The 18,651-nt window shown below is 71.7% G+C and carries 20 protein-coding genes and 1 rRNA gene; 8 read left to right on the top strand and 13 right to left on the bottom strand.

Going from position 1 to position 18,651, the window contains the following annotated elements; genetic code table 11:
* The first annotated feature begins 109 nt into the window (after positions 1 to 109).
* Positions 110 to 226 (top strand): 5S ribosomal RNA (rrf, locus tag ACWDVG_RS04725).
* A 64-nt stretch (positions 227 to 290) separates the two neighbouring features.
* On the opposite strand, the gene ACWDVG_RS04720 is transcribed toward rrf, so the two are convergent.
* Genes ACWDVG_RS04720 through ACWDVG_RS04705 form a run of 4 tightly spaced genes read right to left on the bottom strand, consistent with a single transcriptional unit; the run spans position 291 to position 3,922 of the window.
* The gene (locus ACWDVG_RS04720; RefSeq protein ID WP_451696148.1) at positions 291 to 959 is read right to left on the bottom strand and encodes a response regulator; all 669 of its coding nucleotides are present in this window, start codon (positions 957 to 959) and stop codon (positions 291 to 293) included.
* Positions 956 to 2,203, bottom strand: coding sequence for a histidine kinase (locus ACWDVG_RS04715; RefSeq protein WP_451696146.1), 1,248 nt, complete (start codon positions 2,201 to 2,203; stop codon positions 956 to 958). The genes ACWDVG_RS04720 and ACWDVG_RS04715 overlap by 4 nt, the downstream gene beginning before the upstream one ends.
* A gap of 25 nt (positions 2,204 to 2,228) precedes the next feature.
* Complete coding sequence (locus ACWDVG_RS04710) at positions 2,229 to 3,020, bottom strand: ABC transporter permease (RefSeq protein WP_451696144.1); 792 nt, start codon at positions 3,018 to 3,020, stop codon at positions 2,229 to 2,231.
* Positions 3,017 to 3,922 carry an ABC transporter ATP-binding protein gene (locus ACWDVG_RS04705; RefSeq protein WP_451696143.1) on the bottom strand — a complete coding sequence of 302 codons (906 nt, stop codon included), beginning with the start codon at positions 3,920 to 3,922 and terminating at the stop codon, positions 3,017 to 3,019. The genes ACWDVG_RS04710 and ACWDVG_RS04705 overlap by 4 nt, the downstream gene beginning before the upstream one ends.
* 162 nt (positions 3,923 to 4,084) lie before the next feature.
* Between ACWDVG_RS04705 and ACWDVG_RS04700 the strand changes: the two genes are divergently transcribed.
* Entirely contained in the window at positions 4,085 to 4,654 is a 570-nt protein-coding gene (locus ACWDVG_RS04700) for an N-acetyltransferase family protein (protein ID WP_451696141.1), read from the top strand.
* Here the strand turns inward: ACWDVG_RS04700 and ACWDVG_RS04695 are convergent.
* From ACWDVG_RS04695 to ACWDVG_RS04670, 6 genes are all read right to left on the bottom strand, one after another.
* Entirely contained in the window at positions 4,644 to 6,179 is a 1,536-nt protein-coding gene (locus ACWDVG_RS04695; protein ID WP_451696140.1) for a type VI secretion protein, read from the bottom strand. The two genes, ACWDVG_RS04700 and ACWDVG_RS04695, sit on opposite strands and share 11 nt — an antisense overlap.
* Positions 6,180 to 7,580 carry an ATP-binding protein gene (locus tag ACWDVG_RS04690; protein WP_451696138.1) on the bottom strand — a complete coding sequence of 467 codons (1,401 nt, stop codon included), beginning with the start codon at positions 7,578 to 7,580 and terminating at the stop codon, positions 6,180 to 6,182.
* 20 nt (positions 7,581 to 7,600) lie between these two features.
* The gene (locus ACWDVG_RS04685; RefSeq protein ID WP_451696136.1) at positions 7,601 to 9,154 is read right to left on the bottom strand and encodes an SCO6880 family protein; all 1,554 of its coding nucleotides are present in this window, start codon (positions 9,152 to 9,154) and stop codon (positions 7,601 to 7,603) included.
* A complete protein-coding gene (locus ACWDVG_RS04680) occupies positions 9,151 to 10,485 on the bottom strand; it encodes a hypothetical protein (RefSeq protein ID WP_451696134.1) in 1,335 nt (444 codons plus the stop codon). The genes ACWDVG_RS04685 and ACWDVG_RS04680 overlap by 4 nt, the downstream gene beginning before the upstream one ends.
* Positions 10,475 to 11,287 (bottom strand): hypothetical protein, encoded by an 813-nt coding sequence (locus ACWDVG_RS04675; protein WP_451696132.1) that lies wholly within the window; start codon positions 11,285 to 11,287, stop codon positions 10,475 to 10,477. Before ACWDVG_RS04675 ends, ACWDVG_RS04680 begins: the two co-directional genes overlap by 11 nt.
* 109 nt (positions 11,288 to 11,396) lie before the next feature.
* A complete protein-coding gene (locus ACWDVG_RS04670; RefSeq protein WP_024757447.1) occupies positions 11,397 to 11,705 on the bottom strand; it encodes a hypothetical protein in 309 nt (102 codons plus the stop codon).
* Between the two features lie 345 nt (positions 11,706 to 12,050).
* On the opposite strand from ACWDVG_RS04670, the gene ACWDVG_RS04665 reads away from it, so the two are divergent.
* Complete coding sequence (locus ACWDVG_RS04665; protein WP_451696191.1) at positions 12,051 to 13,079, top strand: C40 family peptidase; 1,029 nt, start codon at positions 12,051 to 12,053, stop codon at positions 13,077 to 13,079.
* Between the two features lie 225 nt (positions 13,080 to 13,304).
* On the top strand, positions 13,305 to 14,027 hold the full coding sequence (locus ACWDVG_RS04660; RefSeq protein ID WP_451696130.1) for a phosphatase PAP2 family protein: 723 nt from the start codon (positions 13,305 to 13,307) through the stop codon (positions 14,025 to 14,027).
* 24 nt (positions 14,028 to 14,051) lie between these two features.
* On the opposite strand, the gene ACWDVG_RS04655 is transcribed toward ACWDVG_RS04660, so the two are convergent.
* Positions 14,052 to 14,210 (bottom strand): hypothetical protein, encoded by a 159-nt coding sequence (locus ACWDVG_RS04655; RefSeq protein WP_451696128.1) that lies wholly within the window; start codon positions 14,208 to 14,210, stop codon positions 14,052 to 14,054.
* 134 nt (positions 14,211 to 14,344) lie between these two features.
* Here ACWDVG_RS04655 and ACWDVG_RS04650 point away from each other — a divergent pair, with 134 nt between their 5' ends.
* Both ACWDVG_RS04650 and ACWDVG_RS04645 read left to right on the top strand, forming a co-directional pair.
* On the top strand, positions 14,345 to 15,184 hold the full coding sequence (locus tag ACWDVG_RS04650; RefSeq protein ID WP_451696126.1) for a hypothetical protein: 840 nt from the start codon (positions 14,345 to 14,347) through the stop codon (positions 15,182 to 15,184).
* A gap of 154 nt (positions 15,185 to 15,338) precedes the next feature.
* The gene (locus tag ACWDVG_RS04645) at positions 15,339 to 15,491 is read left to right on the top strand and encodes a hypothetical protein (RefSeq protein WP_451696193.1); all 153 of its coding nucleotides are present in this window, start codon (positions 15,339 to 15,341) and stop codon (positions 15,489 to 15,491) included.
* 85 nt (positions 15,492 to 15,576) lie between these two features.
* Here the strand turns inward: ACWDVG_RS04645 and ACWDVG_RS04640 are convergent, their stop codons facing one another.
* Positions 15,577 to 15,924, bottom strand: a complete 348-nt coding sequence (locus ACWDVG_RS04640; protein WP_451696124.1) for a metal-sensitive transcriptional regulator — start codon at positions 15,922 to 15,924, stop codon at positions 15,577 to 15,579.
* A 193-nt stretch (positions 15,925 to 16,117) separates the two neighbouring features.
* On the opposite strand from ACWDVG_RS04640, the gene ACWDVG_RS04635 reads away from it, so the two are divergent.
* Together ACWDVG_RS04635 and ACWDVG_RS04630 are read left to right on the top strand one after the other, a co-directional pair.
* Positions 16,118 to 16,738 (top strand): DUF47 domain-containing protein, encoded by a 621-nt coding sequence (locus tag ACWDVG_RS04635; protein ID WP_451696122.1) that lies wholly within the window; start codon positions 16,118 to 16,120, stop codon positions 16,736 to 16,738.
* Between the two features lie 5 nt (positions 16,739 to 16,743).
* A complete protein-coding gene (locus ACWDVG_RS04630) occupies positions 16,744 to 17,742 on the top strand; it encodes an anion permease (RefSeq protein ID WP_451696120.1) in 999 nt (332 codons plus the stop codon).
* A 109-nt stretch (positions 17,743 to 17,851) separates the two neighbouring features.
* Here ACWDVG_RS04630 and pstB read toward each other — a convergent pair whose 3' ends face one another.
* Complete coding sequence (gene pstB, locus ACWDVG_RS04625; protein WP_451696118.1) at positions 17,852 to 18,628, bottom strand: phosphate ABC transporter ATP-binding protein PstB; 777 nt, start codon at positions 18,626 to 18,628, stop codon at positions 17,852 to 17,854.
* Between the last annotated feature and the right edge of the window lie 23 nt (positions 18,629 to 18,651).

Here is an 18,651-nt window from a genome sequence, read left to right as displayed (position 1 = left end):
GGCCGAGGGCTTGTCCTCAGTTGCTCGCGTCCACTGTGTTAGTTCTGAAGTAACGAACACGCCCCCCATGTTGTGTGTGGGTGCGCGGCGGTTCATATCTTCATAGTGTTTCGGTGGTCATAGCGTTAGGGAAACGCCCGGTTACATTCCGAACCCGGAAGCTAAGCCTTTCAGCGCCGATGGTACTGCAGGGGGGACCCTGTGGGAGAGTAGGACGCCGCCGAACAATCATTGTGGGAAAGCCCCGCACCTTCTGGTGCGGGGCTTTTCTGCGTTTGAGGTCGGGATTGTCAGGCGGGCTTCACCAGGTGGGTGTCGTAGGCGAGGATCACCGCTTGGACGCGGTCCCGGGCCCCCGTCTTCGCCAGGATCCGTCCCACGTGCGTCTTCACCGTCGATTCCGCGAGGTGGAGGCGTTCCGCGATCTCCGTGTTCGTCCAGCCCTGGGCGACGACCGTGAGGATCTCGCGCTCCCGGTCCGTGAGGGACGACAGGCGCGGATCCTGCCGCGGGGCGGTTGAGGACGGGCCGGTCGGGAGGTGATGGATGTAGGCGTCCAGGAGCCGGCGGGTGAGGCTGGGGGCGACGACCGCGTCGCCGTTCGCCACCGCGCGTATGCCCGCGAGGAGCTCCTCCGGCTGGGCGTCCTTCACCAGGAAGCCGCTCGCGCCCGCGCGCAGGCCGTTGTACGCGTACGCGTCGAGGTCGAAGGTGGTGACGATGAGGACGCGGGTGCGGGCGCCCGTGGCGACGATGCGGCGGGTGGCCTCGATGCCGTCGAGGCCGGGCATGCGGATGTCCATCAGGACCACGTCGGGGTGGTGACGGTCGACCAGGCGGATCGCCTCGGTTCCGTTTGCGGCCTCGCCGACGACCGTCATGTCGTCCTGGCTTTCGAGCAGCATGCGGAAGCCGAAGCGCTGCATCGGCTGGTCGTCCGCAATGAGAACGGTGGTCACGGGCGGGAGTCCTCCAGGGGGATGCGCAGCCGGACCCGCCAGCCGCCGGTCGACAGCGGGCCGGAGTCGAGTGTGCCGTCGTAGAGGGCCGCGCGCTCGCGCATTCCCGCGATCCCCCGGCCCCGGCCGACGGGACGGCCCGCGCGGGCGCCCCGGCCCGTGTCCGTGACGGTGACGACTGTCAGGTCCGGTTCGTGGGCCACGGTCACCTCGGCCTCGGCGCCCTCGCCCGCGTGCTTCAACGTGTTCGTCAGCCCCTCCTGCACCACCCGGTAGACCGTCAGTTCGGCGCCGGGTGAGAGGCGCCGGAGGACCGCGGGGAACGTCGTGCGGACCGGGAGGCCCGCGTTCCGTACGCCTTCGACGAGCCTCGGCAGGTCCGCGAGGCCCGGCTGCGGGGTGCGTTCCGCGGACTCGTCCTCCTCCTGCAGGACGCCCAGGAGGCGGCGGAGTTCGGCGAGGGCCTGGCGACTGGTGGTGCCGATGGCGTCGAGGGCCTCGGCGGCGCGTTCGGGGTTTTTGGCGGCGGCGTAGCGCCCCCCGTCGGCGAGGCCGGTGATCACGGCGAGGTTGTGGCCGATGATGTCGTGCATCTCCCGGGCGATGCGGGCCCGTTCGTCGGCTGCCGCGACGCGGACCTCCTGCTCGCGTTCCTCCCTGCGGGACCTGACCGTGATGCCGAGGAGGGCGACGATCGCGTACGCCCACAGGTTCGGGACGACGTACTCGTCCCAGGTGTCGGCCTGGAAGCGGAGCGCGCCCGTGACGAGCGGCGGCACGATCAGCGCGGCGGACCACAGCAGCGCGCGGGGCGGCCTCGTCAGGGCGACGTGGAACACGGGGATCGCCTGCAGGAACGCGGCCTGGAGGAAGGCGCCCGAGACCGCGCTGACGAGCGCCCCGCAGGCCATGACGGCGAGCACCGCGGTCGGCCGGCGGCGGCGCCAGTGGAGCGGGAGGGCGAGGACCAGGGTGATGGCCAGAACCAGCCAGGCCGGCACCGACGGGTCCCGGGCGGTGGTGCGCCAGCCCCCGGCCGCGTCCACGAGGGCCGCCACGGTCCAGCCGGCGGCGAGGGCCGCGTCCCACACCCGTGGGCGGGACGCGTCGAAGCTCCGGGCGCGGGCCAGCACCCGCCGGACGTACCGGCTCGGTCCGGTCGTCGTCCCCCGGCCCGCCCTTGCCGTCGCCTCCTCCCGCTCCGCCTTCTCCGTCCCGGCTTCCGGTGTCCGCGTCGTCGTCACTGCGCCATCATCCCCTCGTGTCCACTCAGACGTCCCGGCGCGTGAGGAGCACCGCGGGTACGGCGAGGGCGGCGGCCGCCCACAGGGCCAGGGCGAGCAGCGCCGCGCCCGGGGTGGCCGCGTACGGGAGCGGGGTCGCCGAGCCGAGGGCGCCGGCGGCTTGCGTGGGGAAGTACCGGACGGCCGTGTCCACCGCCTCGTACGGGAGCATGCCGAGGACCTCGGGCAGGACCATCACGCCGCCGACGAACGCGCCGATGGCTCCCGGGACGGAGCGGAGTGTGGCGCCGAGGCCGAGGGCGATGACGCCGAGGAGGGTGACTCCGGCGGCGTTGCCGGCGACGGCGGCGAGGACGCCGTCACCGGTGAGGGAGGCGGCCTGGTCGGTGTCGGAGAGGAAGACCTGGGCGGTGAGGAAGGTGGTGAGGGCTCCCAGGAGGGAGACCGCGAAGGCGGTGGCGGTGTAGACGGCGGCCTTGGCCCAGAGGACCGGGGTGCGGCGCGGGACGGCGGTCAGGGTGGCCCGGACGAGTCCGGTGCCGTACTCGCCCGCGGTGACGAGGATGCCGAGGACGGCGAGGGAGATCGCGCTGAGCTGCGAGCCGTAGAGGGTGAGGACGACGGTGTCGACGTCGGAGTCGCCGCCGTCGCTGGTGTAGGTGGCGCCCATGAGGACGCCGACGCCGAGGAGGAGCGCGACGCCGGTGAGGACGGTGATCCAGGTGGAGCGCACCGTCCACAGCTTGTGCCACTCGGAGCGGAGCACACGGGTGGGGGTCAGGAGGACGGACGCGGTCGGAGGGGTGGCGGTGGTCACGCGTGGGCTCCCTGATATTCGACGGAATCGCGGGTGAGGTCCATGAACGCCTGCTCGAGGGAGGGCGCCTGGGGGGTGAGTTCGTACAGCGGTACGCCGTGGGAGGCGGCGGCGCGGCCGATCTCCGGGGCTTCCGGGCCGGCGACGAGGAGGGTGTCCGGGGCGTCCGCGGTGATCCGGGCGGTGGTGGGGAGCAGGGCGCGTAGACGGTCCGGTTCGGGGGTGACGACCCGGACGGTGGCGCCGCCGGAGGACCGTACGAGCGCGTCGACGGTCGTGTCGGCGAGGAGCCGTCCCTTGCCGATGACGACGAGGTGGTCGGCGGTGAGGGCCATTTCGCTCATGAGGTGCGAGGAGACCAGCACCGTACGGCCCTCGGCGGCGAGGGACTTGATGAGCGTGCGGACCCAGAGGACGCCCTCCGGGTCCAGGCCGTTGACCGGTTCGTCGAGGACGACGGCCGCCGGGTCGCCGAGGAGGGCGGCGGCGATGCCGAGGCGCTGGCCCATGCCGAGCGAGAAGCCCTTGACGCGCCGGTCGGCGACGTGGGCGAGGCCGGTGAGGGCGAGGACGCGGTCGACGCGGGAGCGCGGGATGCCGTGGGTGAGGGCGAGGACCGTGAGGTGGTGGCGGGCGGAGCGGCCGGGGTGGAGCGAGCGGGCTTCGAGGAGGGCGCCGACCTGGGTGAGGGGTGCGCGGTGGGCGGCGTAGGGGCGGCCGGCGACGGTGGCGTGTCCGCGGGTGGGGGTGTCGAGGCCGAGGATCATGCGGAGAGTGGTGGACTTGCCGGCGCCGTTGGGGCCGAGGAAGCCGGTGACCGTGCCGGGGCGGACGGTGAAGCTGAGGTCGCGGACAACGGTCCTGTCCCCGTACCGCTTGGTGAGGTTCTCTGCTCGGATCATGTCCACGACGGTAGGGAGGGGCGCCGGGGCGTTCGTCCGACCGTGGTCGGGAGGTGGGCGGTGGGTGTCGTACCGGGGTACGACGCAACACTCCGAACCCCCTGCCCCCCCGACCGGGAAATTCGCTGTCGGTCGCGAGGGGGAGCGGTGAAGATGCGGGGCATGGACTATTCGATTCGCGCCATCCGTTCCGACGAGTGGGAGAAGGTCCGTGAGCTGCGGCTCACGGCGCTGCGGGACCCCCTCGCGCACCTCGCCTTCCTGGAGACCTACGAGACGGCGGTCGCGCAGCCGGACTCCTTCTGGCAGGAGCGGACGGCGCGCGGGGCGGAGGACGGGCCGGGTGCGGTGCGGCAGTTCGTCGCGGAGGCCGCGGACGGGCGGTGGCTGGGCTCGGTGGTGGTGCTCGTGGAGCGGGCGGGGGCCGAGTCGCTTCTCGGGGAGGTCCCCGAGGTCGAGCAGACGCACGTCGTGGGGGTGTACGTACGGGACGAGGCGCGGGGCTCCGGGGTGATCGACGCCCTGTTCGGGGCGGCCACGGAGTGGTCGTGGTCGCTGGCGGAGCCGCGGGTCGAGCGGGCGCGGTTGTTCGTGCACGCCGAGAACGGCCGGGCGCGGGCGGTGTACCGGCGGCTGGGGTTCGAGCCGACGGGGGTGCGGATCGCGGCCGGGCACGGGACCGAGGACCCGCAGGAGGTGGAGCTGGCGCTCGCGCGGCCCGTCAGGGGGTGAGCGCGGCCTGCGGCCAGCGGGCCCTGGCCTGTTCGCGCGAGCGGAGCAGGGCCAGGGTGGGGAGGCCCTGGGTGTGGCCGTCGGCGAGGAGCTCCGGGAGGCGGGGCAGCGGGGCGACGGCGGCGACGTCGTCGAGGACGAGCGTCAGTGGTGGGTCGAGCCGACCGTCGGATGACCGTGCGGCCATGCGGCGGCCGTGCTCGACCACGCTTGCGGCGAGGGCCGTGAGCAGCGGCATCGCGCCGGGGTTGCCGCGGGGGTCCTCGATCGGTTCCCCGACCACGTAGAGCGTGCCCCCTTCGGGGACGAAAGATGCCAGGGACAGCGAATCCGTTCGATTCGGGGTGCAGGACTCCCGGATGTGGACCGTGGCGAGGCAGGCGAGCGCACGGGCCGTCAGTTCCTGGGCGAGGCGGCGGCTTTCGGGGTGGGCGGTGAGGGCCGCTTCGAGCAGTCCGGCGTGGCCGGAGGCGGCCCTGGGGTGGCTGCGGAGGATGCGTACGGGTTCGTGGGCGCCGGCTCCCTGCGCCCAGCGGTGGACCTGGCGGAAGGGGCGGCCGTCGACGGCGGCGGCGTGCAGCCAGCCGCGCAGGAGCGTTTCGGCGGTGTCTGCGGTGGCAGCGTCGAGCCGGGAGTGCGGGCGGACGGGGGCGAGGAGGGCGGCCGCCCGTTCCTGCGCGGTGGCGGGGTCCTCGCAGCCGTCGCAGGGGGACCAGTGGAGGCGCGCGGGCGTGTCGCAGAGGTGCCCGGGGTCGTAGACGAGGACGGGGCCGAGCTTGCCGCGCGCGTCCTTGGTGTCGGACCAGAGGGCGGGGTCGGAGGTGACGACGAGGACGGGGCCTTCGGCGTCCCGTACCGCCTGGGCGGCGGCGGGGCGGCGGGTCTCGGGCGGGCCGTAGAGGAGCCGGGCGGGGGTGCCGGGCGATGCGGGGGCCATGGGCGCCTGGACGGCCGGTGCCTGGACGGCCGGTGCCTGGGCCTGGTCGGGGCGGCGCGGGGCCGGGGGCGCGGGGACCGGTTCGGAAGCGGGTACGGGGGCGGGCTGCGGCGTCCGGGTCTCCCGTGCGGGTACGGGCGCGGGCGCCGTGTCCCGTACGGGGACGGGGGCGGGTTCCGGCGTCGGGGTTTCCCGTACGGGTAGGGGGGTGGCCTCGGAGCCGTACGTTCCGGCCTTCCGGTGGGCGCGGACCGCGCGCCAGCGGGCGAGGGTGCCGAGGGCGAAGACCGCGAGGACGGCCAGGATCATCGCCTCGCCGATCAGCAGGCCCCAGAACAGCCCGTACCCCGACAGCTGGCCCGGCGGGGTGGCGGGCCAGGCCGCCGGGAGGTCGGTCGGTGCGGTGACCAGGGAGCGCAGGGCCATGGCCGTACGGGTGAAGCCGACCCCGTCCGGCCAGGCGCCGTGGGCGAGGAGGCCGGCGAGGCCGGTCGCCGTCCATGTGAGGACCATGAGCCCGAGGAGGAGGGCGAAGAGGCCGAGCAGCAGCCCGTCGGAGACGCCCCCTTCCTTCCGTGCCTTCTCCATCTACGCCACCGTCGACTGGGAGGAACCGTTCATCTGCTGCTCGATGAGGATCGCCCGCTGCTCCGTCTCCCACTCCAGCTCCGGGTCGACGGTGGGGTCCGAGGCCTCCGTCATGGCCCGGTCGGTGTAGACGAGCGGGCGTTCCTTCTCGGTGATGAGGTGTTTGACCACCTGCACGTTGCCGTTGACGTCCCAGACCGCGATGCCGGGCGTGAGGGTCGGGATGATCTCGACCGCCCAGCGCGGCAGGCCGAGGACCCGCCCGGTGTTGCGTGCCTCGTCGGCCTTCTGGGCGTAGATGGTCCGGGTGGAGGCCATCTTGAGGATCGCCGCGGCCTCCTTGGCCGCCGCTCCGTCGACGACGTCGGAGAGGTGGTGGACGACGGCGACGAAGCTGAGGCCGAGGCGGCGGCCGAACTTCAGCAGCCGCTGGAACAGCTGGGCGACGAAGGGGCTGTTGATGATGTGCCAGGCCTCCTCGACCAGGAAGATGCGCTTCTTCCGGTCGGGGCGGATCCAGGTGTGCTCCAGCCAGACGCCGACGATCGCCATGAGGATCGGCATGGCGATGGAGTTGCGGTCGATGTGGGAGAGGTCGAAGACGATCAGCGGGGCGTCGAGGTCGATGCCGACGGTCGTCGGGCCGTCGAACATGCCGCGCAGGTCGCCGTCGACGAGCCGGTCGAGGACGAGGGCGACGTCCAGGCCCCAGGCCCGTACGTCGTCTATGTCGACGTTCATCGCCTCCGCCGACTCCGCCTCGGGGTGGCGCAGCCGTTCCACGATGTCGGTGAGGATCGGCTGGCGGTCGGTGATGTGCTCGTTGACGTGGGCGTGGGCGACCTTGAGCGCGAAGCCGGAGCGCTCGTCGAGGCCGTGGCCCATCGCCACCTCGATGATCGTGCGGAGCAGGGCGAGCTGCCCGGTCGTGGTGATCGACGGGTCGAGCGGGTTGAGGCGGATGCCGGAGTCGTTGGCGACCATCGGGTCCAGGCGGATGGGGGTTATCCCCAGCTCCTGGGCGATGAGGTTCCACTCGCCGACGCCGTCCTCGCCCTGGGCGTCGAGGACGACGACCTGCCGGTCGCGGAAGCGGAGCTGGCGGAGGACGTACGTCTTCTCCAGGGCCGACTTGCCGTTTCCGGACTCGCCGAGGACCAGCCAGTGCGGGGCGGGGAGCTGCTGCCCGTACAGCTGGAAGGGGTCGTAGATGTACCCCTTGCCGCTGTACACCTCGCGGCCGATGATCACGCCGGAGTCGCCGAGGCCGGGGGCGGCCGTCGGCAGGTAGACGGCCTGGGCCTGCCCGGTGGAGGTGCGGACGGGCAGACGGGTCGTCTCCACCTTCCCGAAGAGGAAGGAGGTGAAGGCCTCGGTGAGGACGGACAGCGGATCTCGCATGGGTCTGTGCCCCTTCGGCCCTAGCGGCGGATGCCGGTCGCGAACGGCAAGGTGTTCACAAAGGCCCGGTGGTGCTCGCGGTCGCACCACTCCAGTTTCAGGTACGACTTGCCGGCGGAGGCCCTGATCGTGCGCTTGTCCCGGGCGAGGGCCTCGGGCGAACGCGACGACACCGTGATGTACCCGACGAGGTTGACTCCGGCAGCGCCGCTGGCGAGATCTTCACCCCGTTGGTCGAGCCGGCCGTGCGCGGCGATGTCGCGGGGGTCGACGGTGCGGTTCATCTTGGCGGCGCGGCTGGCGTCGGCCTCGTCGTTCGTCTTCTCCGTGAGCATGCGCTCGATGGCGACCTCGGTGGGTTCGAGGTCCATGGTGACGGCGACCGTGCGGATGACGTCGGGGGTGTGGACGAGGAGCGGGGCGAGGAAGTTGACGCCGACGGGGGTCATCGGCCACTCCTTCACCCAGGCCGTGGCGTGGCACCAGGGGGCGCGGGTGGAGGACTCGCGGGTCTTCGCCTGGAGGTACGTCGGTTCCATCGCGTCGAGTTCGGCGGGCCAAGCGTTTCGTTTCGTCATGGCCTGGATGTGGTCGATGGGGTGGTCCGGGTCGTACATGGAGTGGACGAGGGAGGCGAGGCGGGACTGTCCGAGGGGCTGGCGGACCCGGATGTCGGCCTCGGCGAGGCGGGCGCAGATGTCGGTGAGTTCGCGGGCCATGACGACGGCGAGGCCGGCGTCGCGGTCGAGCCTGCGGGCGCCGGAGGCGTGGCGGGCGGCGCGGGCCATGGCGTTGGCCTCGGCGGCGAGCTCGCGCGTGTAGTGCATGCAGGCGACGAGGTAGGCGCGGTGCTGCTCGCTGGAGGTGGAGACCATGGACTGGAGCTGGTCGTACGACTCCTGGAGCCAGGCGGGGGCCTGAGGGTCGCCGCGCTGGCCGACGTCCTTGGCGTGCGCGTCGGGGTCGGCGGGGAGGGTGCGGGCCAGCATCTGGAGGCGGGTGACGAAGCCGTCGCCGTTGGCGACGTGCTTGAGGAGGGTGCCGAAGCGGTCGACCAGGGCCTCCTGGTCCTCACTGTCGCGCAGGCCGACGCCGGGGCCCTCGATCTCGATGGCGGCGGTGACCGTACGGCGGTCGGCGTGCAGGAGGACGGCGATCTCGTCCGGGCCGAAGGGGGCGGAGAGCCAGCCGACCCGGCCGATGCCCGGCGGCGGGCCGACCTCGACCTCGCGGCCGTCGAGGCGGGTGCCGGCCTCGGCGGCGACCGAGCGGTAGGCGGTGCCGCGCTTGAGCATCCGCTTGTAGCTGCGGTTGATCTCGAACCACTTGTAGAAGGTGCGGTGCTTGTACGGGAGGTACACCGCGGCGATCGCGAGCATCGGCAGGCCGGCGAGGAGTGCGATCCGCAGGGGGAGGAGGGGGACGAGGAGTCCGCTCATCATGCCGAGGAAGGCGCCGACGATGATCAGGGCGATCTCGCCGGTCTCGCGGTTCTTGCCGACGATCGCGTTCGGCCGGGCTCGGCCGATGAGATACGTGCGGCGGGGCGTGACCGGCTGGGACTGGGTCGTCAACGCCCTGCACCTCCAGAGTGCTTGCGGTTGCTGTGCGGGGTTCCTGCGGTGGGACTGCTGCTACGGGGCGGGGGCGTGGCCCCGCTGCCGCCGCCGCCCCGGCTGTCCCCGCCGCGGCTGCTGTGGGCGGCGACGCCGCCGGAGAGGGGGTTGGCGGGGCGGGCGGCGGAGGCCTGCGCGGACTGTCCGCCGCCGCCGTTGTCGCGGGTGCTGTGGGTCTTGATGCCCTGGGAGACGAGGGAGGCGGGGGAGGAGATGACGGCGGCCGCCGCGTTCTCGCCGGCGCGGTGGAGGCGGTTGTTGCGGGAGGCGACGATCTCGTCGCCGAAGCCGGGGACGAAGCGGTAGATCATCGCGGAGGCGAAGATGGCCAGCAGGATGATCGCGAGGCCGGAGACGACGGCGGAGAAGGCGTCGGGGCCGGTGCCGGAGGAGAGTGCGCCCGCGAGGCCGAGGACGATCACGATGACGGGCTTCACGAGGATGACGGCGATCATGATGCCGGCCCAGCGGCGGACGTGGCCCCACATGTTCTTGTCGACGAGGCCGGAGTAGACGACGACGCCGAGGAGCGCGCCGACGTAGAGCAGGACGGCGCGGATGAACAGCTCCAGGTAGAGCACGCCGGCGGCGAGGACGGTCACCAGCGAGACGATGATCAGCATGATGGGTCCGCCACCGATGCTGTCGCCCTTCTGGAGGGCCTGCTTGAAGCTGCCGAAGAAGACGTCGGTCTGCTGGCCGGTGCCGGAGGCGATGACCTCGGTGACGGCGTCGGTGGCGTTCACGACGGTGTAGAGGATCAGCGGCGTGAAGGCGGAGGCGAGGACCGTCAGCCAGAGGAAGCCGATGGCCTCGGAGATCGCGGTGGTGAGCGGGACGCCGCGGATGGCGCGCTTGGCGACGGCGAGCAGCCAGAGGAGGAGGGTGAGGAAGGTGGCGGCGGCGAAGACGATCGCGTACCGGCCGAGGAACTCCATGTTGGTGAAGTCGACGTCGGCGGTCTCCTTCACGGCGGACGACAGCTCGTCGACGATCTTGACGGCGGCGTCGGCGCAGCCGCGCGCGAGCGACGACAGGGGGTCGAGGGCGGCGGCGGGGTCGGGAGCGGGGGTGGTGCTGCCGCCTGTCTGACCCTGTTCGCACAGTTCCCGTGCCTGCCCCACGATGAGGTCGCAGGGGTTGTTGGACGCGCTCGGGGACGGGGTTGCGGGCGTCGGGGTCGGCGTGGGAGCGGCGTGGGCGCCGGAGACGGCCAGGGCCGGGACGGAGAGGAACGCGGCGGCGAGCGCGGTCAGCGTGCGGCCCGCCAGGCCTCGGCTAGCGGGCATAGGTGAATCCCCCGTACTCCTCGATGGCCTTGGCGATGTCGTCGGCGAAGGAGGCACGGTTGTCTCCGTTGACGGGTGTCGGGCCTTCGCTCTGGCTGGAGGAACGGACCCGCCAGTCACCGCCGACCCAGGCGAGTTTCTGCGTGAGGGTGAACCACGTGGAGGTGACGGGCTTGGTCGAGCCCTCGCCTGCGATGCCCACGAGGCCGGTGCACCAGACCTCGACCGTCGCGGAGCCCTCCGAGTACGCCGTGACCTTGGTGCCGACCGGGAGGGTGCGCGAGACGAAGGTCATCCCGACGGGGGCGGTGCCGTTCGCGTCGAGGCCGACGCTCGCCATGAAGTCGTCCGAGTACGACGCGTCGAGCCTCCGCAGGAGGTCGTCGACGACGGCGGGGTCGTGGATGGCCCGCACGATGTCCTGGCGGGGGCCGTCCTGGAACATCTCGGCCGAACCGAGCGCCACCGCGTAGTTCGCCGCCGCGCTCTGCGCCCCCTGTTCGTCGTGGGCGAAGCCCGTGGTGACCGGGCGGGTGCCCGTGGGGGTGGTGGAGGTGGGGCGGGCGGGGGTGTCGGAGGTGGGGGAGGCGGTCGTGGGGTCGCCGCCGCGGTTGGCGAAGGCGATGGCGGCGACGAGGAGGACCACCACGCCGACGACCGTGACCAGGGAGCGGGAGCCGCGGGCGGGGCGGCGGGGGCCGCTGCCGTAGGGGTCGCCGCTGTTGCCCTCGGGCAGGCGGGTACGGGTCTGGCCCGAGCCGCCCACGCCGCCGAAGCCGTCGTGCTCGTCGCCGGGACTCATGCCGGGTACGCCCCCTCACTCGGTCGTGGGTACGGCAGTGCTGGAACAGGACTGGGCATCAGGGAACGCATTCTCGGCGGCAGGTGGGCGGCGGCGGTCGGACGGGGTGTCAGACCGCCATGCCGTACACGATGGTGAACAGCGTGCCGAGCGAGCCGATGATGAAGACGCCGGTGAGGCCGGCCACGATCAGGCCCTTGCCCTGTTCGGCGCTGAACGTGTCGCGCAGCGCGGTCGCGCCGATGCGCTGCTTGGCCGCACCCCAGATGGCGATGCCGAGGCAGAGCAGGATCGCCACGGCCATCACGACCTCGATCATCACCTTCGCTTCGTTGCCCAGGCTCCCGAAAGGCCCCCAGTTCGGGGCGATTCCACCGATGATGGTGGTGATGTCGCCCTTTTCAGCCGCCAGGTACATGTAACTCACCGCCCCTGTTGGGTAGTTATCTGCCCCTGCCCGGACGGCATGGGTCATCGCCCTATCTTCGCTGATGAAACCGCCCGCGTGTGACGGCTTGGCGGCCTTCTTTACCCGATCCCCGCACATCTGACCGATCTGACCGCCTTGACCTGCGGCGGTGTGGCCGGTTCCCGTGCGAAGAAGCGTATGGTCACTCTGTGTATCACGGAGGGTGACTCCGGGCAATGATTGTCGTTGTTGCACTCTTGGGGCGGCGCTTCGCGGGGTACGTCCCCCGGGAGCCCCTCCCCGCCTAGACTGGCTTGCCGGGGCGTACTGCCATGAGCCGAGGGGTGGTTGACGGTGCGTAGGGCCGGCAAGGCGTGGCTGTGGTCCTTGGGGGCGGTCGGGTTCTGTTTCGGCTTCGTCGCCCTGCTCGTCGTCGGTACGTACTCCGCGGCCGCGGGGCTCATCGGCGGCGCGGGGAGTTCGGCGAACGGGACGGTGGCGCTGGCCAAGGGCGCGGTGCCCGCGATGTACCAGGGGCTGGTGCAGCGGTGGGGCAACCTCTGCCCGGCGCTGAACCCGGCGCTGCTCGCCGCGCAGCTGTACCAGGAGAGCGGCTGGAACCCGCGGGCCGTCTCGCCCGCCGACGCGCGCGGCATCGCCCAGTTCATCCCGGGGACGTGGGCGGGGCACGGCATCGATGGGGACGGGGACGGGGACCGGGACATCTGGGACCCGGCCGACGCCATCCCGTCGGCCGCCTCGTACGACTGCGAGCTCGCGGGGTACGTGAAGAACGTGCCGGGCGACCGGACGAGCAACATGCTGGCCGCGTACAACGCGGGGGCGTACCGGGTCATCCAGTACGGCGGGGTGCCGCCGTACACCGAGACGCGGAACTACGTGCGGATCATCCGGTCCCTGGAGAAGAGCTTCGCGCGGCCGGTCGGCCGGGTCTCGCCCTCCCGTCAGGCCGCCGGGGCCATCTACTACGCGCAGCAGAAGCTGGGGACCCCGTACCTCTGGGGCGGTACGGGCACGGCCGCGCAGGGCGGGCGGTTCGACTGCTCGGGGCTGACGCAGGCCGCGTACCGCAGCGTCGGGATCGACCTGCCGCGGGTGGCGAACGACCAGTACAACGCGGGCCCGCACCCGTCGCGCGACGAGCTGCTCCCGGGCGACCTGGTGTTCTTCTCCGACGACCTGACGAACTCACGCGCCATCAGGCACGTCGGCATCTACGTCGGCGGCGGCTACATGATCGACGCCCCGCGCACGGGTGCCGTGATCCGGTTCACCCGGATCGACACCCCCGACTACTTCGGCGCCACCCGGGTGACCGCGGACGGTGCGGCGGCGCTGCCCTCGCACCGGCCGCGGAACTGACCGGGCGGACGCAGGACCCGGCGGGGGTCCGGGCGTTCCGGACATGGCCGGAACTCTCCGTCAGGTCAGGGGCCTGAGCTGCGGCGGGGCATCACTCTTCGGTAACGTCCTCATGATCCACCGGAGACAGCGGAACGTGATCCTCAGGCGGCTCGTTCCCCGATACGACCGCTCTGACCACGGGGGTTGGAACACACACGACACGAGAGCAAGGGGCCGCAAGCGATGGCTGGACTCGCATCGGACGGGTTGAACCCCGACGTCGGCCTGCTCTACGACATCAACGGGCTCGCGAAGGCCGCTCCCCCGTGGTTCGACCGCGTCATGGAGTTCACCGGCGAGTACGGGATCATGCTCGCGCTGGTCCTCGTCGCGCTCTGGTGCTGGTGGAGCGTCCGGCGGCGAGGCGCCCTCGCCGACTCCGTCTCGGCCGTCGCCGGGCTCGTCTGGGCCCCGCTGGCCGCCGGGATCGCCCTTCTGGTCAACATCCCCATCCGCGGCTTCGTGGAGCGCCCACGGCCCTTCAAGGACCACCAGGGCCTCGAAGTCCTCGTCGACGGCAAGACCGACTACTCCTTCGTCAGCGACCACGCCACCATGGCGATGGCCATCGCCGTCGGGCTCTTCGTCGCGCACCGCGGCTTCGGCCTCGCCGCCATCGGGCTCGCCCTCGCGGAGGGCTTCGCCCGCGTCTACATGGGCGTCCACTACCCGACGGACGTGGTCGGCGGCCTCGCGCTCGGTACGGCGGTGGCGCTGCTCCTCGCGCCGGTGGCCCTCGCGCTGCTCACGCCCGTCGTCTCCGCCGTCGCCCGCTCCCCGCGCGGCGCCCGTCTGGTCCGCTCCGTACGGGCCGAGAGCGCGCCGCACACGGAGGCGTTCGGCATCCCCGAGCCCCGGATCGGCGGCCCGGCCGCCGGGACCGACCGGAACGACCTCGCCGCCTGACCCGACCCGGAGGGAAGGCTTCCGCTAGGCCGTTCTGCTCGCGGCCTGCGCGTGGGAGGCCGCGTCCGTGCGGGCCTTGTCGCGCGATCTGCGGGCCGGGCCGGTCCAGCCGCAGGTGCAGCGTGCCAGCGCGAACGAGCCGCGCTCCGTGGTGGTCGTGTGATGCGGGTCCTGCTCATGCACGTCACCACGGTACTGCGCGTGACGGGTGGCCCGTGCCGTCGTTATGCGGATCGGGAATCCCCCGGACCCCCGCAGGCCCCGGGGCAGGGCGGGGCCCCGGCAGACAGCGGTGCGGCGTTGGGGGTTGGCAGGCCATGGTGGTGCAGCGGGACGGGCGTCCGCACGGTCGCAGAGGCGGGGCGTTCGCCGTCACCGCCGCCCTGGTCGGCTCCCTGGGGGCCGCGGCGGTCGGCGGCTGCGCCGCGCCCGAGGACCCGAAGTCCGCGCCCGATCCCACCCTCACCGTAAGGGGCGCGGCGGACGTCCTGACCCGGGCGGGCACCTCGAAGGCCAGCACGTCGATGGAGATGGCGGCGGGCGGGACCCGGGTCACCATCCGCGGCGAGGGCGGCTACGACTTCCGCCGTCGCTCGGGCCGGCTCCAGGTGGTGCTGCCGAAGGACGCGGCCGGGGCCAGCGAGCACCGGCCCATCACGGAACTCCTGGTCCCGGGGGCGCTGTACATGAAGAACCGGGGCGCGGGGGTGCCGGCCGACAAGTGGGTCCGGGTGGACACCACGGCCCTCGACGACGGCAACCTCGTCACGGGCGGGGCGACGGACCCGGCGGCCGCGGCGGAGCTGCTGCGCGGCGCCCGGGAGGTCCGGTACGTCGGGGAGGTCGAGCTGGCCGGGGTGAGGGTCCGTCACTACCGGGGCGTGGCCGACATCGCGCTCGCGGCACGGGTGGCGTCGCCGCAGGTGCGGGGGCCGCTCGCGGCGGCGGCGAAAGGGTTCGCCAGGGACACGGTGCCGTTCGACGCGTACCTCGACGGGGAGGGGCGGCTGCGGAAGGTCCGCCACCAGTTCAGCTTCAGCAACCAGGGCCGTACGGTCGCGGTCGCGTCGACGACGCTGCTGTACGGGTTCGGGGAGCGGGTGGAGGTCGTCCTGCCGGACCGGCGGGACATCTACGCGGGGAAGGTCACCGCCTGACGGCACCGGCCGCGCCCGGCCCCGGGGGTCTGGTTCGGACCATGGCCGAATGGTCCGGACGTGTCATGCGCGGTGTGTGGCGCGGTCCCTACGCTGGGGTACCGACTCCGGCAGGAAGAGGTGAACGCGCGTGGCTCCGCCCGGTACCGCAACCGTGTCCGCAGACCAGGACTGCGTGGCCCTCGCCGAGATCGAGCTGTGCGGCGAGCTGATCATCGCCGCCTCGACCGCCGACGGTGAGCGGCTCAGCGCCGACCGGATCGACGAGGTGCTCCGGGTGGCGGCGGCCCGGGACGCCGCCCCGTAGGACCGTCGGCAGGCGCCGGGGCGTACGGGGCGGGGCGGGGGATCGGGAGGGGATCAGGGTCGGGATCGCGCCATGAGCGTCGGGATCAGGTCCGCATCATGCGGGCGATCGCCTTCGTGGCCTCCTCGACCTTGGCGTCGATGCCGTCGCCGCCCTTGGTCGCCGCGTCGGCGACGCAGTGCCGCAGGTGCTCCTCCAGGAGCTGGAGCGCGAAGGACTGCAGCGCCTTGGTGGAGGCCGAGACCTGCGTGAGTATGTCGATGCAGTAGACGTCCTCGTCGACCATCCGCTGGAGGCCGCGGATCTGCCCCTCGATGCGGCGCAGTCGCTTGAGGTGCTCGTCCTTCTGGTGGTGGTAGCCGTGGACCCCGTGCTCGTGGTCGGCCGGCTCGACGGCCTCCGGGGTGACCTGGTCCGTCTCGGTGGTCGTCATGGCGTCCTCCCGTTGTCCGTAAGGGGGGTGTATACCCCTCATGGGTATATGGTACCGATCCCCGCCGATCGGGACGGGGGCCCGTGCAGATCACTGTGCCTGATGGGCGACACTGAGAGGACGCCGGTTAGCCGTGGCCGGATGATGCGCCTAGCATCAGCCTGACCGAAACCCAGCACCCCGAGGACCTCACGTGCGATTTCGTCTGACCCCCAGGGAGACGAGCTTCTACGACATGTTCGCCGCGTCCGCGGACAACATCGTCACGGGCTCCAAGCTCCTGATGGAACTGCTCGGAGCGGAGCCTTCCGCCCGGGCCGAGATCGCGGAGCGGATGCGGGCAGCGGAGCACGCCGGCGACGACGCCACCCACGCGATCTTCCACCAGCTGAACTCCTCGTTCATCACGCCGTTCGACCGCGAGGACATCTACTCCCTCGCGTCGTCCCTCGACGACATCATGGACTTCATGGAGGAGGCCGTCGACCTGGTCGTCCTCTACAACATCGAAGAGCTCCCCAAGGGCGTCGAGCAGCAGATCGAGGTCCTGGCCCGCGCTGCCGAGCTGACCGCGGAGGCCATGCCGAACCTGCGGACGATGGACCACCTCACGGAGTACTGGATCGAGGTCAACCGGCTGGAGAACCAGGCGGACCAGATCCACCGCAAGCTGCTCGCCCAGCTCTTCAACGGCAAGTACGACGCCATCGAGGTGCTGAAGCTCAAGCAGGTCGTCGACGTCCTCGAGGAGGCCGCCGACGCGTTCGAGCACGTGGCGAACACCGTGGAGACCATCGCGGTCAAGGAGTCCTGAGCTTCGTGGACACCTTCGCCCTGATCGTGACCATCGGTGTCGCGCTCGGCTTCACGTATACGAACGGATTCCACGACTCCGCCAACGCCATCGCCACCTCGGTGTCGACCCGGGCGCTGACGCCCCGGGCGGCGCTCGCGATGGCGGCGGTGATGAACCTCGTCGGTGCCTTCCTCGGCCAGGGCGTCGCCAAGACCGTCAGCGAGGGGCTCATCGAGACGCCGACCGGCGACAAGGGGATGGGCATCCTCTTCGCCGCGCTCGTCGGCGCGATCATCTGGAACCTCGTCACCTGGTACTTCGGCCTCCCGTCCTCCTCCTCGCACGCCCTCTTCGGCGGCATGGTGGGCGCGGCGCTGGCCGGCGGGACCGACGTCATCTGGACGGGCGTGCTCGAGAAGATCGTCATCCCGATGTTCGTCTCGCCGGTGGTCGGTCTCGTCGCCGGTTACCTGGTGATGTGCGCGATCATGTGGATGTTCCGCCGGGTCAACCCGCACAAGGCCAAGCGCGGCTTCCGCATCGCGCAGACCGTCTCGGCGGCCGGCATGGCCCTCGGCCACGGCCTCCAGGACGCCCAGAAGACGATGGGCATCGTGGTGATGGCCCTGGTCATCGCCGATGTGCAGCAGTCCGGGGACGAGATCCCGGTGTGGGTGAAGGTCGCCTGTGCCGTGATGCTGTCGCTCGGCACGTACGCGGGTGGCTGGCGCATCATGCGGACGCTCGGCCGCAAGATCATCGAGCTGGACCCGCCGCAGGGCTTCGCGGCGGAGACCACCGGCGCCTCGATCATGTTCGGCTCGGCGTTCCTCTTCCACGCGCCGATCTCGACGACCCACGTCATCACCTCCGCGATCATGGGCGTGGGTGCGACGAAGCGCGTCAACGCGGTCCGGTGGGGCGTCGCCAAGAACATCGTCCTCGGCTGGTTCATCACCATGCCGGCGGCGGGCGCGGTCGCGGCAGCGAGCTACTTCGTGGTGAAGCTCCTCTTCGGCTGAGTCCGCGGAACGTGGTTGGGCCCGGCTCCCCTGTGGGGGAGCCGGGCCCATCTGCGTCGTACGGCGGCACCGCCATGCAGCACCGTACGACTGCTCGGGTGCGAGCGCTCTATCCGAAGCGGCCGGAGATGTAGTCCTCGGTCGCCTGGACGCTCGGGTTGGAGAAGATGCGCTCGGTGTCGTCCAGCTCGATCAGCTTGCCGGGCTGGCCGACGCCCGCCAGGTTGAAGAAGGCGGTGCGGTCGGAGACGCGGGCGGCCTGCTGCATGTTGTGCGTCACGATGACGATCGTGAAGCGCTCCTTCAGCTCGCCGATCAGGTCCTCGATGGCGAGCGTCGAGATCGGGTCGAGGGCCGAGCAGGGCTCGTCCATGAGCAGGACGTCGGGCTCGACCGCGATGGCGCGGGCGATGCACAGACGCTGCTGCTGGCCGCCGGAGAGGCCGGAGCCCGGCTTGTTCAGGCGGTCCTTGACCTCGTTCCAGAGGTTCGCGCCCCTGAGGGAGCGCTCGACGACGTCCGCGAGCTCGGCCTTCTTGTAGCTGCCGTTGAGCCGCAGGCCCGCCGCCACGTTGTCGAAGATCGACATGGTGGGGAAGGGGTTCGGGCGCTGGAAGACCATGCCGACCGTGCGGCGCACGGCGACCGGGTCGACGCCGGAGCCGTACAGGTTCTCGTCGTCCAGGAGCACCTTGCCCTCGACGCGGCCGCCGGGGGTGACCTCGTGCATGCGGTTCAGGGTGCGCAGGAAGGTGGACTTGCCGCAGCCGGACGGGCCGATGAACGCCGTCACGGAGCGGGGTTCGACGGTCATGGAGATGTCGTCGATGGCCTTGTGGTTGCCGTAGTAGGCGGAGAGGCCGCTGACGTCGATGCGCTTGGCCATGTGAATCACTTCCAATTTACCGC

The sequence above is a fragment of the Streptomyces sp. NPDC003327 genome (assembly GCF_053589515.1).
This window is presented reverse-complemented; position numbering and strand designations above follow the sequence as displayed.